Source organism: Vibrio sp. RW, assembly GCF_027587105.1.
Lineage (GTDB): Bacteria > Pseudomonadota > Gammaproteobacteria > Enterobacterales > Vibrionaceae > Vibrio > Vibrio toranzoniae.
Genome location: NZ_JAPPTM010000002.1, coordinates 225,511 through 238,623, shown reverse-complemented (window position 1 = coordinate 238,623; position 13,113 = coordinate 225,511). Strand labels below are relative to the sequence as shown.

The following is a 13,113-nucleotide window of genomic DNA, read 5'->3' as shown; positions in this document are numbered from 1 at the left end:
ACTATGGAAAAACGCTGGCAAAAAAATTTACCAGCGTTTTGATTTTTATCTAACTGTTTAAGCTGATAATTCTAGCTTAGAAACCGTACTCAAGACCAACGCGAGTTACGATATCTGTATCAGCGTCACCAACAGTACGGCCCGCAACACGTAGGTAAGGTACGAATCCGTTGTGCACTGCCATTAGCTGACCAGAGATAGTATTGCTATCTGTATTAGCTTCTTTACTACCGTTAAGTTCAGACTCTAGGTTCGCTGCGTAACCCAGTTTAAAACCAATTGGACCATTCCAGTATTGACCAATGATAGAGTAAGAATCTTGTGTTTGCTTACGGATGCCGTTATCTAGCTCTTCACCTTTAAATGCAGCCGCAAAGCCGAACCCTGCAGGTAGGCTAGCTTCAAAACCAACGATGTATGCGAATGTATCATCATCGTAGCCAGCGACTTCAGGAGCTTGCTCAGGATTACCATTCTCATCAAATGACCAATCACCACCAGTAGCGTCAACGACACGAGTACCGGATTCAACAGCCCCCATGAATGTTACTTTTTCGAAGCTGTATTTAGCGCTTGCGCCAAAGAAGTTCGCATCACGAGTCGCTGCACCACCACCGTTATCGTTATCATCACGACCAACAGAAGCTGCAAAAGAGAAACCACCAAATTTAGCTGAGTCGTAACGTACTTGGTTAGATTGACGATCGTAGTGACCATTGATGCCGCCCCAATCGAATACAGAGCCTAGACCAGGGTTAGAGAATGGCCAGTCGACAATTTCGTATAGTGGCGTAAGAACACGACCCACACGTAGATTACCCCAAGACCCAGAAGCACCAACAAAAGTATCACGGAAACCAAGCACACCGCCTGAAACGCCACCATGTCCCCAGTCTGTACTATCTACGTAACCAGATTCGATCTGCATTGTAATTAATACGTCATCAAACATATCTTTATGAGCACGGAAGCCGATACGAGATTCATTCTCTACTGCGTAACCAGAGCTAGAGTCATTATTATCAGTTGTGTTGTAGTTAACTAAAGAGATAGCCGCAACACCGTAAACATCAACGTTGAAGTCAGAGTTAACACCAACTTCTTTCGCCATTACGCCTGTTGATAAAAGTGCAACTGAAACACCTAGTAGAGTACGTTTGAAAATTTTGTTTTCCATGGAATAAAACTCCTAAAAATGGATATAGCTGTTTGAATATTCCCCGCCTAAAGTTGGCCGCCGTAGAGAGAAATACCTTTTCTTGTTTGAGAACTCTAAAATCTGAATTCTCTATTTCCTTTCTGGTTATACACATCGTGTGCATCCATGGCATTAAGACTAACTTCGCCCTCAAAAAGATCAATGAGAACTTAATTTTCATCTAAAAAAATATGAGTTAGTGCAAATTTACTGGGTGCTTAGTGATCTCAGTCGATAAATTGTAAAACCTATACAACAAACCAATTTAGTTCATTTAAATCAACACTTTGACTTCAATTTAATTTCCATAAAATTGAAGTGACTCGCATTTATCTTACAACCAAAATGGTATTTCATTAATATTGAACGCCATCACTGTCCTAATTTAATAGTTCGTATAGGAACAAAATTCTCAACAATTAAAAAGACTATCAATTTATAACAAACACAAAAAAGGCACTCCCTTGAAAGGAGTGCCTTTGAGCTTTTTTTATCTGAATTTACTTACGAAATAAGGGCAATTAGATCTTCTTCTGTTCTTATTTCGATACCTAAATCTTGTGCTTTAGTTAGTTTAGAACCAGCCGCTTCACCTGCGAATAAGATATCGGTTTTCTTAGATACGCTGCCCGTTACTTTCGCACCTAGCGCTTGTAACGCAGCTTTAGCTTCACTTCGACCCAGTTGAGAGAGTGAGCCTGTTAGCACAACAACCTTACCTTCTAATGGTAGTTCTTGGTCATCAGCAGCCTCTTCAAGCTGTGGCCAGTTCACACCAAGCTCTACTAGCTGGTCGATTACTGCTCTGTTTTTCTCTTGTGAAAAGAAACCAGTAATATGGCTAGCGACGATGTTACCAATATCTGACACTTCTACTAACTGCTCGTGAGTTGCCGCTTGAACCTGCTCTAGCGTCTTGAAGTGCTGCGCTAGGTTCATTGCCGTTGCTTCACCTACTTCACGAATACCGAGTGAATAAAGAAAGCGCGCTAATGTCGTGTCTTTGGCCTTATTAAGCGCGCTCACCACGTTTTGTGCCGACTTCGGCCCCATTCGGTCAAGGACCGTAATCACGCCCGCACTGAGCTTAAATAAGTCTGCTGGAGTTTCGACCATTTCGCGGTCTACAAGCTGTTCTATTACTTTCACGCCCAGCCCATCAACGTCTAGCGCCTTTCTCGAAACAAAGTGCTTAAGCGCTTCTTTTCGCTGTGCTTGACACACCAAACCACCAGTACAACGCGCTACCGCCTCACCTTCTACGCGCTCAACTGCAGAGTTACATACAGGACAAGTATCAGGGAAAACAATGTCTGTCGCCGTAGCTGGGCGGCGATCTTGTACAACGGCCACAATTTGCGGAATCACATCACCAGCTCGGCGGATAATAACGCTGTCGCCTACCTTCACACCTAAACGAGCTATCTCATCAGCGTTGTGCAGCGTGGCATTACTTACCGTTACACCGCCAACAAAGATAGGCTCTAGTTTAGCGACAGGCGTAATAGCCCCTGTACGGCCAACCTGAAACTCAACGTCATTTAACAGAGTGATTTCTTCTTGAGCCGGAAACTTGTAAGCAATAGCCCAACGAGGTGCCCTAGCAACAAAGCCAAGCACTTCTTGCGCCGCAATATCGTCGACTTTGATAACCACGCCATCGATCTCATAAGACAGAGCATCACGACGTGCCATAATATCTTGGTAGTACGCCTTTACATCCTCTAACGAGCTCAACTGTTTAGTTTCAGGACACATTGGCAAACCCCAGCCTTTCAGCTGCAAGAAGCGTTGATAGTGGCTCTTGGAAAGCTCTGCGCCTTCTACAACACCAACACTGTAGGCATAAAAAGCCAGAGGTCGTTTAGCGGTAATACGTGAATCAAGTTGACGTAGGCTACCAGCAGCGGCATTACGTGGGTTAACAAAGACTTTCTCACCTTTTTTCAACGCCAGTTCGTTCAGTTTATTGAAGCCCGCTTTTGGCATAAATACTTCACCACGAACTTCAATACGCTCTGGCCAACCTTTGCCTTGCAACTTAAGTGGAATCGAACTGATCGTACGCACGTTTTCTGTGATGTTTTCACCAACAGCGCCATCACCACGAGTCGCAGCTTGAACTAAGGTGCCATTCACATAGAGCAGGCTCACAGCAAGGCCATCAAGCTTAGGCTCACAACAGAAAGTTTTGAGGTTAGCGGTTGGCGCTCTATCAGACATGCGCTTATTGAACGCATCTAAGTCTTCATCAGAGAATGCATTGTCCAGAGAAAGCATTGGGATTTCATGGGTCACTTGAGTGAAGCCATCTAAAGGCTGACCGCCGACACGTTGACTTGGCGAATCTGCCGTCACGAGTTTAGGGTTTTCTTGTTCGATTTTTAGCAACTGTTGCATTAATCGATCGTACTCGACATCAGGAATCTCTGGAGTATCTTCTACGTAATAACGAACGGCATGATAATGCAGAGTTTCTCTTAACTGCTCTAAGGTAACTTGAATCGATTCTTTCATATCATTCTCTATCGTGATTGAAATATCAAAAAGGGCTCCCTTAGGAGCCCTTTTCTATAAATATAGATTATTTACAAGGCTAAAGAATACGGCTAGGCATTCGATGCCATCATAAAGTCTCTGATTTGTTTACGGTAGTCAGACAAACGGCTTGGTGTCATTAAGTTGCGAGACTCATCTAGGACATTTCCACCCATATCGTCAGCAATTTTTTGCGCTGCACTCAACATCACATTGAAGTTTTGATCTGCTTGACCGTAGCATGGCAGCGTCATAAAGAATGAAATGCCTTTCGTGGTAAAGTCAGCAGGATCATCGTGTTCTAAGGTACCCGGTTGCATCATATTTGCTACGCTGAAAATAACTTTTGGATCATCACTAGGTTGTGCAAAGCAGTGATAGATAGACATTTCACCATAAGTGAGACCATTGTTCTCCATGCTACGGAAGAGTTCAGTGCCCACGAATGGAACCTCTCCAGCGCAATGTACATTAAGAACGATCACTTCAAGACCAAGGTCTTCATCTTGCTTTACTTCTGACTCAATTGATGAGGCACCTTGTGGAACAATAATTTCTTCAGCAACGACCGGCTCACTGGACACCAATGGTTCTTCAATCATTTCATCTACTTTTTCATCAAGCGAGCCATATTGTTCTTGAAAACCAGCGTGACTTTCTTTTTGCTCATCGGTCAGCTCAAAACTTGGAACTTCAGGCTCAACAACCTTCTGTTCTTCAATCTCTTTAGATTCGCTTTCAACCTTGATTGGCTCTTCAACACTGAAAGAAGGAAGATCATTCAATTCAATATCATCTTCGTAAACTTCTTTCGTTGGTGGTGCTGTTAGCGGATCTGAGTCAATCAAAGGATCAGTCTCGGATGGTGAAGCAGCAAAATCCGGTTCTTTACGCTCTTTTCTGATTATCTCGAAATCATCTTCTGGGGCGAATGAGCGGTTTGGGATATTTTCAGGCTCACCTAAGCGATCGTTTTCAAGCTTACCAAGCGGTTTATCTCCAAACTTTGCTTTCCCTTCTTTCTTACTCGTCCACAGACCGTGGAACAATAATGCGGCGATAGCTAATGCGCCAACAATAATGAGTACAAATCGCAATTCCTGCATTTTTCGCTCTCAGCTTTCGTAGTCACTAGCTATTAAAACGCTGTCACTAAGTTAGGTTAATTTGACCAATCTCACTACTCTATCAAAAGTAGCCACCGTTTTAGAACAACTTAATACAATTAGTTCCTTACTTGGTGTGATTTTCGCCACGCTTTTTTTCTTAATTTTGGTCGAGTACACTAGAGATGTTTGCTATTTAACCAAATTCACATGTGACCCAATTTAAATATGACTATTGAATCTATTCCTCGCTCAGGCTTTGGCTACTTTATTTTCGGAATAAAGATCGCTTTGTCACCGAGTATTCGTAAGTTTGTCCTACTTCCTCTTATCGCTAACGTGTTACTTGTTGGTGGTGCTTTGTTTTATATCTTCTCTAACCTAAACACTTGGATTGAAGGATGGATCGGGGCATTACCAAACTTCTTATCATGGTTGTCATATATTTTATGGCCACTACTTGTACTAACCGTATTGGCAACGTTTTCGTATTTTTTTAGCACACTCGCTAACTTCATCGCCGCACCGTTCAATGGCTTGCTCTCGGAAAAGGTCGAAGAACTGCTTAGCGGCAATAAAGTCAATGACGACGGTTTACTCGATGTTCTCAAAGATACGCCACGTATATTAGCCAGAGAATGGCGCAAGCTTGTCTACGTTTTGCCAAAAGCGATCGGCTTATTCCTACTTTTATTAATTCCAGCACTGGGGCAAACCGTTGCACCATTTTTATGGTTCATCTTCACCGCATGGATGTTAGCGATCCAGTACGCTGATTACCCATTTGATAACCATAAAATAAAATTTGATGATATGAGAAACAATTTGAAACAAAAACAAGGTAAGACCTACAGCTTCGGCGCGCTTGTTTCTGTTTTTACGACAATCCCAATTTTAAACCTGATCGTGATGCCAGTCGCGGTTTGTGGCGCCACAGCCATGTGGGTTGTTGAGTTTAAAGACCAAGCTCTGCGTTCTCGTCTATAACCTTCATTCTCTCTTTAACAACGCCTATCTTCTTTAAGTTCTGACTTCAATAGAGGTAGGCGTGACCTCCGCTACATATCTATATGATATAACTTTTTAATCCTTTTACTTTTTTTCAACTTGTTTAACCTAAATTCAAGCTAAACAAACATCGAAAGACACTAGACGGTAAAGTGATTGATATACTACGTTTAGTTCTGTCATTAAATGAAGGAATATCGCATGAGCAAGATCTACGAAGACAACACCCTAACGATTGGTAACACGCCTCTAGTCCGCCTTAACAAAGTAAGCAAAGGTAACGTTCTAGCTAAGATCGAAGCTCGTAACCCAAGCTTCAGTGTTAAGTGTCGTATCGGGTCAAACATGATCTGGGAAGCGGAAAAAGCAGGTACTCTGAAACCAGGTATCGAGCTTGTTGAGCCGACCAGTGGTAACACAGGTGTTGCACTTGCATTCGTAGCAGCCGCACGCGGTTACAAACTAACGCTAACGATGCCTGAGTCAATGAGCCTAGAACGTCGTAAGCTACTTAAAGCGCTTGGTGCAAACCTAGTGCTGACTGAAGCACCAAAAGGCATGAACGGCGCAATCGCCAAGGCAGAAGAGATTGTTGCTTCAGATCCAGAGAAATATCTACTCCTACAACAATTCAACAACCCAGCAAACCCACAAATTCATGAACAAACAACAGGTCCTGAAATTTGGGAAGCAACTGATGGTGAAGTCGATGTGTTTGTAGCCGGTGTTGGTACGGGCGGTACTATCACAGGTACGAGTCGCTATATTAAAGGTGAAAAAGGCAAAGCCATCATCTCAGTAGCAGTTGAACCAGCAGAGTCTCCAGTGATTGCACAAGCGCTTGCGGGCGAAGAAATCAAGCCAGCTCCGCACAAAATCCAAGGTATTGGTGCTGGTTTCATCCCAGGAAACCTAGATTTAGACATTATTGACCGCGTAGAATCGGTAACTTCTGAAGAAGCGATTGAGATGGCTCAACGACTAATGAAAGAAGAAGGCATCCTAGCAGGCATATCATCTGGCGCAGCAGTAGTAGCGGCAAACAGAATTGCAGAACTCCCTGAATTTGCAGGAAAAACCATTGTTACCGTGCTACCAAGCTCTGGTGAACGTTACCTAAGTACAGCCCTATTTGCAGGTCTCTTTACGGAAAAAGAGAACCAACAATAATATGTGGTCAAATCAATTTTTCGTCCAAAAAAGCCCCGTTTAGGGGCTTTTTTGTTGATCCCTGCCCTACCTTTGGTAATATCGGGTCTGTTTTATTTTTCGCTTCAAAATAAAAGAAGCAATAAACAAATTCAGAAAGTCATGAGTACTCAACAAAAGATGACCATGGCTGGATAAAAATTTATAACCAGTCTAAGTTCTAACACGAACATGGCGTACTAGTCTCTAGCGCATTTGGGCTAAAGCAGTTAAGCTAATCTGGTTACAAACTTACAAAAAATAAATTAATTGGGGTATATAAAATGTACGAGAAGCAAGTAGAAATCACAGCAGAAAACGGCCTTCACACTCGTCCAGCTGCACAGTTCGTAAAAGAAGCAAAATCTTTCGACGCTGACATCACTGTGACTTCTAACGGCAAAAGCGCTAGCGCGAAAAGCCTGTTCAAACTACAAACTTTAGGCCTAGTAAAAGGGACTAACGTAACTATTTCAGCTGAAGGCCCTCAAGCTCAACAAGCTGTAGACCACCTAGTTGCTCTTATGGATCAACTACACTAATACGGTCTCCTTCTTTCAAAGCCATTTTGCATATCAAAGTGGCTTTGTTCGAAATAGATAGGAATAAGCGCGGCATTAGTCGACGACTTAAATTTACACACTCTCCCGTTTACAGTTGAACAACTAAGGTAAAGCTATGATTTCAGGCATCCTAGCATCTCCTGGTATTGCTTTCGGTAAAGCACTACTACTTCAAGAAGATGAAATTGTCCTAAACACTCAACCTATCTCAGACGCTCAAGTTGAAGCAGAAGTTCAGCGTTTCTTTGACGCTCGCAACAAATCTTCTCAACAACTTGAAGTTGTTAAGCAAAAAGCACTTGAAACTTTTGGCGAAGAAAAAGAAGCAATCTTTGAAGGCCACATCATGCTGCTTGAAGATGAAGAGCTAGAAGAAGAGATTTTAGCACTCATCAAGAAAGATAAAATGCACGCAGACAACGCGATCCACACTGTGATCGAAGAGCAAGCTGTTGCACTAGAGTCTCTTGATGATGAGTACCTAAAAGAACGTGCAACTGATATCCGTGATATCGGTACTCGTTTCGTTAAAAATGCACTAGGCATCAACATTGTTTCTCTAGCAGACATCAATGAAGAAGTTATCCTAGTTGCTTACGACCTAACGCCATCTGAAACTGCACAAATCAACCTAGACTACGTTCTTGGTTTCGCTTGTGACATCGGCGGTCGTACATCTCATACGTCAATCATGGCACGTTCTCTTGAGCTTCCTGCGATCGTTGGTACTAACGATATCACTAAGCAAGTTAAGAACGGCGACATGCTTGTGCTAGACGCGATGAACAACAAGATCATCATCAACCCTTCTGAAGCTGAACTAGCAGAAGCTAAGAAAATCAAAGCAGATTTCGAAGCAGAAGCGGCTGAACTAGCAAAACTAAAAGATTTGCATGCTGAAACTCTAGACGGTCACCGTGTAGAAGTTTGTGGCAACATCGGTACAGTAAAAGACTGTGACGGTATCCTGCGTAACGGCGGTGAAGGCGTTGGTCTGTACCGTACTGAATTCCTATTTATGGATCGTGACGCGCTTCCTACTGAAGAAGAGCAATACGTTGCTTACAAAGAAGTAGCAGAAGCAATGGAAGGCGAGTCAGTGATTATCCGTACTATGGATATCGGTGGTGACAAAGACCTACCATACATGGACCTTCCACAAGAGATGAACCCTTTCCTAGGCTGGCGTGCAGTACGTATCAGCTTGGATCGTCGTGAAATCCTACGTGACCAACTACGTGGTATCCTACGTGCATCTGCACACGGTAAACTACGTATCATGTTCCCAATGATCATTTCTGTTGAAGAGATCCGTGAACTGAAAAAAGCAATCGAAGAGTACAAAGTTGAACTTCGCGCTGAAGGCCTAGCTTTCGATGAAGACATCGAAATCGGCGTAATGGTTGAGACTCCAGCAGCTGCTGCAATCGCACACCACCTAGCGAAAGAAGTATCTTTCTTCTCTATCGGTACTAACGACCTAACGCAATACACTCTTGCAGTAGACCGTGGTAACGAAATGATTTCTCACCTATACAACCCACTATCTCCTGCTGTTCTTACAGTAATCAAGCAAGTGATCGACGCATCACACGCTGAAGGTAAGTGGACGGGTATGTGTGGTGAGCTTGCTGGTGATGAACGTGCAACGCTACTTCTTCTTGGTATGGGTCTAGATGAGTTCTCTATGAGCGGTATCTCTATCCCTAAAGTTAAGAAAGTAATCCGTAACTCTAACTTCGCTGAAGTTAAAGCTATGGCTGACGAAGCACTATCTCTACCAACAGCTGCTGAAATTGAAGCTTGCGTAGAAAAGTTCATCGCTGAGAAAACTCAGTAATCGCCAAATGCTTAATAAAGTTAGACGGCTAAAAATAGTCGTCTAATTTGTTAGATTGGTATAGTATATTCTATAGAATAAAACTAAACGTTAGGAGCATGACACAATGGGTCTGTTTGACAAACTGAAAAAGCTTGTATCTGATGACAGCGCTGATGCTGGTGCAATCGAAATCATCGCACCTCTTTCTGGTGAAATCGTAAACATCGAAGATGTGCCAGATGTAGTTTTCGCTGAAAAAATCGTTGGTGACGGCATCGCGATCAAACCAGCTGGCGACAAAATGGTAGCTCCAGTTAACGGTACTATCGGTAAGATCTTCGAAACTAACCACGCATTCTCTATCGAGTCTGACGACGGTGTTGAGCTTTTCGTTCACTTCGGTATCGATACTGTTGAACTTAAAGGCGAAGGTTTCACTCGCGTAGCTGAAGAAGGTCAATCTGTTAAAGCTGGTGACACTATCATCACTTTCGACCTAGCGCTTCTAGAAGAGAAAGCGAAATCTACGCTTACTCCAGTTGTTATCTCTAACATGGACGAAATCAAGGAGCTGAACAAGCTTTCTGGTTCTGTAACTGTTGGCGAAACTCCAGTTCTTAAAGTAACTAAGTAATCTCGGTTACTTATCTGCTTTAATTAAAACGCTACCTAAGGGTAGCGTTTTTTTGTGCCTGCTCACTTTGCTAGTTCCTTGAATAGCGGTACTGAGTCACACCTCACCTCGTGGTCAATACGCCCTCAGTCAACTACAGCAATACCAATCATTAGTTGCCAACAACCCCCTTACTTTCTTGTTAAAATGACTTAAAGCCATCCTAGGCGCAGCCCCCTCATGTTAGAGCACGCGGTATGATTTCGACAAACAACAGGCAATAAAAAACCCAGCCGAAGCTGGGTCTGTTTAGCGCTCATCTCTCACCACGAGCTAATTTGTGGAGGCCTTACGTTAACGTTTATGATCAACTACGCTTATGATCAACAGCGCTTATAACCAACGTGGCAACGTGGCCTTTTAATCGATTAACCTAGTAGGCTAAGTGCCGAGTTCGGTGCTTGCTTCGCTTGAGCAAGAATCGAGCTTGAAGCTTGAGAAAGGATCTGAGACTTAGTCATCTGAGTCGTTTCTTTCGCGAAGTCGGTATCTTTAATACGGCTCTTAGAAGCATTAACGTTTTCGTTAATGTTGTCTAAGTTGCTGATCGCGTGGTCGAAACGGTTTTGGAAAGCACCCAGTTCAGCACGGTGGCTGTCTACATACTTAAGTGCCGCATCGATGACTGCTACAGACTCTTGTGCGCCACCTACAGACGTGACGTCGATAGTATCAACCGTGACTTCTTTGCCCGCTTGAATGCCTAGCTCACCAGCAAGACCGCCAGAGAAAGACACATCGCCGCTCACTTTGTTGTTACCAGTGAACATTTGTAGCTTGCCGTCTTCAGTCACAGACGCTTTAACAGAATCTTGTTGACCATTGATGTACGTTGCTAGCTCTTCGATGTCGTCACCCGCTTTTGCGTTGATGTCGATTTCTTGTGCTTGGCCGAAGTTATCAGTGAACGACAGTTTCAGGTCGTTAGAGCCCGCTTGAACGTTCCAATCTTTGTCTTTTGCATTCTCAGTTTGGTAGCTCTTACCACCCATCTGAGCGTTATCAGAGCGCATGTCTTTCAGTTGAAGCATTACCGCTTCACCGTTATCCGCACCGATTTGGAATGACTTAGTCCCGTGAGTACCGTTAAGTAGCTTGTTGCCACCAAAAGACGTCGTTTCCGCGATACGGTTTAGTTCGTCGTTCAGTGCGGTTACTTCTTCTTGAATCGCTACACGCTCAGATTTTGAGTTTGAGCCGTTTGAAGATTGTAGAGACAAATCACGCATACGTTGCAGGATGTTGGTTGTCTCGTTCATTGCACCTTCAGCCGTTTGTGCAATCGAGATACCGTCGTTCGCATTACGTACAGCAACATCAAGACCACGACTCTGAACGTTCAAACGGTTCGAGATTTGTAGGCCCGCAGCGTCATCTTTTGCGCTGTTGATTTTAGAACCTGAAGATAAGCGCTCCATTGATGTTTGTTGTGCGTTGTTTGCATTATTTAGGTAACGTTGCGCTGTCATCGCTGAAACGTTGGTATTTACATTCACTGCCATGGTGATTTCTCCAATTGATTTTCCGGTATAGCGGTTTCCGACGTCTCGGAAAACCAAGTAGTTCTCTCAAAGTTACTTTTAATAACGGCTCGAATGGTGAAACCTTTAGAAAAAAAACAATAAAATTAAAGAAATAGCATTAAAAGAAAAGAAAGCGTGACTGGTAGTAAAATTATCAAAAAAAGAGAAGGAAAACGCTAAAGTTACGGAAAAGTTGGACGAGTAAAAAGTTGAGCTGCTACTAGCTAAAATGACTGGTGTTCATCCGAAATCTCTTTATAAGATTAGAACGAATTTATTAACCCAATAACGTTAAAGCAAGGTTCGGCGCCTGCTTTGCTTGTGCCAAAATAGTGGTACTGACTTGCTGCAGTATTTGTTGTTTAAGCATTTGAGTGGTTTCTTTAGCGTAGTCGGTATCTTTAATTCGACTGTTTGATGTCGCCAAATTCTCATGAACATTTTCAAGGTTATTAATGGCATGATCAAAGCGGTTTTGCATTGCGCCGAGTTCGGAGCGATGACTGTCGACATACTTCATTGCTGTATCTAAGATAGAAACAGCGCGTTGAGCACCACCCACATCTGTTACATTGATGTCATCGACTGATTCATAATAACCCGCCGACATCGAAAGCTCACTTGCGAGCGAACCGGAAAAAGAAATCGTGCCTGCGGTATCTTCACCAGACATATAAATCTGAAGCTGCCCATCATCATTAACCGAAGCTGATACGAGATCCGTTTGACCATTGATGTAAGTCGCCAACTCTTCGATATCATCGCCCGTTTTCGCGTTAATGGTGATCTCTTGAGGCTGACCAAAACGATCGGTAAACGACATCGTCATATCATTCTGATTGGATTTCACTTCCCACGAGTCATTGGCCATGCCATTGGCGACATAACTAAAACCGCCCATGTTGATGTCATCCGTACGCATGCTTTTCAGGCCAATTTGCACTGCTTCACCAGAACTGCCACCAATCTGAAATGACGTGCTACCAAAGCTACCGTTAAGGAGTTTTTTACCACCAAATGAAGTGGTCTCTGCGATACGATTCAGCTCATCGTTTAAGGCAGTAATTTCTTCTTGAATCGCCGTTCTTTCCGATTGGCTATTCGAGCCGTTACTCGCTTGTAATGACAAATCTCGCATGCGTTGCATGATATTGGTGGTTTCATTCATCGCCCCTTCTGCGGTCTGCATAATGGAGATTCCGTCGTTAGCGTTTCGAACCGCGACATCAATACCGCTCATCTGCGCTTCCAATCGATTCGAGATTTGTAAGCCGGCCGCATCATCTTTTGCACTATTAATACGGCTCCCTGAAGCTAAGCGCTCCAAAGATTGGTTCAGCATGTTGTTGGCATTAGAGAGGTTTCTCTGTGCCACCAGCGCTGAGACATTTGTATTAACAGTTATAGCCATAGACCTTCACTTACAAAAAGATGAATAAAACTAACGATTGGTACTATATCGACCAGTTCATATAAAGCTTTAATAAAAAAGGA

General features: G+C 43.3%; 10 protein-coding genes. 5 read left to right on the top strand and 5 right to left on the bottom strand.

The features are described 5' to 3' along the window. Positions 1–76: 76 nt before the first annotated feature. From OCT63_RS02605 to zipA, 3 genes are all read right to left on the bottom strand, one after another. Positions 77–1,177 carry a porin gene (locus tag OCT63_RS02605; protein WP_269983132.1) on the bottom strand — a complete coding sequence of 367 codons (1,101 nt, stop codon included), beginning with the start codon at positions 1,175–1,177 and terminating at the stop codon, positions 77–79. Positions 1,178–1,702: 525 nt separating this feature from the next. Further along, positions 1,703–3,715 (bottom strand): NAD-dependent DNA ligase LigA, encoded by a 2,013-nt coding sequence (gene ligA / locus OCT63_RS02600; RefSeq protein WP_269983131.1) that lies wholly within the window; start codon positions 3,713–3,715, stop codon positions 1,703–1,705. Positions 3,716–3,807: 92 nt separating this feature from the next. Beyond that, on the bottom strand, positions 3,808–4,842 hold the full coding sequence (gene zipA / locus OCT63_RS02595) for a cell division protein ZipA (protein WP_161675260.1): 1,035 nt from the start codon (positions 4,840–4,842) through the stop codon (positions 3,808–3,810). Positions 4,843–5,070: 228 nt separating this feature from the next. Here zipA and cysZ point away from each other — a divergent pair, with 228 nt between their 5' ends. The 5 genes from cysZ to crr all read left to right on the top strand — a co-directional run bounded on the left by cysZ (position 5,071) and on the right by crr (position 10,057). Beyond that, on the top strand, positions 5,071–5,829 hold the full coding sequence (gene cysZ, locus OCT63_RS02590) for a sulfate transporter CysZ (protein ID WP_269983130.1): 759 nt from the start codon (positions 5,071–5,073) through the stop codon (positions 5,827–5,829). Positions 5,830–6,051: 222 nt separating this feature from the next. After that, entirely contained in the window at positions 6,052–7,020 is a 969-nt protein-coding gene (cysK, locus tag OCT63_RS02585) for a cysteine synthase A (RefSeq protein ID WP_060468286.1), read from the top strand. A gap of 302 nt (positions 7,021–7,322) precedes the next feature. After that, positions 7,323–7,580 (top strand): HPr family phosphocarrier protein, encoded by a 258-nt coding sequence (locus OCT63_RS02580; protein WP_004734263.1) that lies wholly within the window; start codon positions 7,323–7,325, stop codon positions 7,578–7,580. Positions 7,581–7,716: 136 nt separating this feature from the next. Continuing rightward, positions 7,717–9,441 carry a phosphoenolpyruvate-protein phosphotransferase PtsI gene (gene ptsI, locus OCT63_RS02575; RefSeq protein WP_269983129.1) on the top strand — a complete coding sequence of 575 codons (1,725 nt, stop codon included), beginning with the start codon at positions 7,717–7,719 and terminating at the stop codon, positions 9,439–9,441. A 106-nt stretch (positions 9,442–9,547) separates the two neighbouring features. Then, entirely contained in the window at positions 9,548–10,057 is a 510-nt protein-coding gene (gene crr, locus OCT63_RS02570; protein ID WP_004737851.1) for a PTS glucose transporter subunit IIA, read from the top strand. A 407-nt stretch (positions 10,058–10,464) separates the two neighbouring features. Here the strand turns inward: crr and OCT63_RS02565 are convergent, their stop codons facing one another. Both OCT63_RS02565 and OCT63_RS02560 read right to left on the bottom strand, forming a co-directional pair. Then, positions 10,465–11,598, bottom strand: coding sequence for a flagellin (locus tag OCT63_RS02565; protein WP_065311174.1), 1,134 nt, complete (start codon positions 11,596–11,598; stop codon positions 10,465–10,467). 298 nt (positions 11,599–11,896) lie between these two features. Beyond that, positions 11,897–13,030 carry a flagellin gene (locus tag OCT63_RS02560; protein WP_060468289.1) on the bottom strand — a complete coding sequence of 378 codons (1,134 nt, stop codon included), beginning with the start codon at positions 13,028–13,030 and terminating at the stop codon, positions 11,897–11,899. Positions 13,031–13,113: the final 83 nt, after the last annotated feature.

Coding starts and splice junctions, on each gene's coding strand:
- OCT63_RS02605 (WP_269983132.1), bottom strand. CDS start 1,177: ATGGAAAACAAAATTTTCAAACGTACTCTACTAGGTGTTTCAGTTGCA.
- ligA (WP_269983131.1), bottom strand. CDS start 3,715: ATGAAAGAATCGATTCAAGTTACCTTAGAGCAGTTAAGAGAAACTCTG.
- zipA (WP_161675260.1), bottom strand. CDS start 4,842: ATGCAGGAATTGCGATTTGTACTCATTATTGTTGGCGCATTAGCTATC.
- cysZ (WP_269983130.1), top strand. CDS start 5,071: ATGACTATTGAATCTATTCCTCGCTCAGGCTTTGGCTACTTTATTTTC.
- cysK (WP_060468286.1), top strand. CDS start 6,052: ATGAGCAAGATCTACGAAGACAACACCCTAACGATTGGTAACACGCCT.
- OCT63_RS02580 (WP_004734263.1), top strand. CDS start 7,323: ATGTACGAGAAGCAAGTAGAAATCACAGCAGAAAACGGCCTTCACACT.
- ptsI (WP_269983129.1), top strand. CDS start 7,717: ATGATTTCAGGCATCCTAGCATCTCCTGGTATTGCTTTCGGTAAAGCA.
- crr (WP_004737851.1), top strand. CDS start 9,548: ATGGGTCTGTTTGACAAACTGAAAAAGCTTGTATCTGATGACAGCGCT.
- OCT63_RS02565 (WP_065311174.1), bottom strand. CDS start 11,598: ATGGCAGTGAATGTAAATACCAACGTTTCAGCGATGACAGCGCAACGT.
- OCT63_RS02560 (WP_060468289.1), bottom strand. CDS start 13,030: ATGGCTATAACTGTTAATACAAATGTCTCAGCGCTGGTGGCACAGAGA.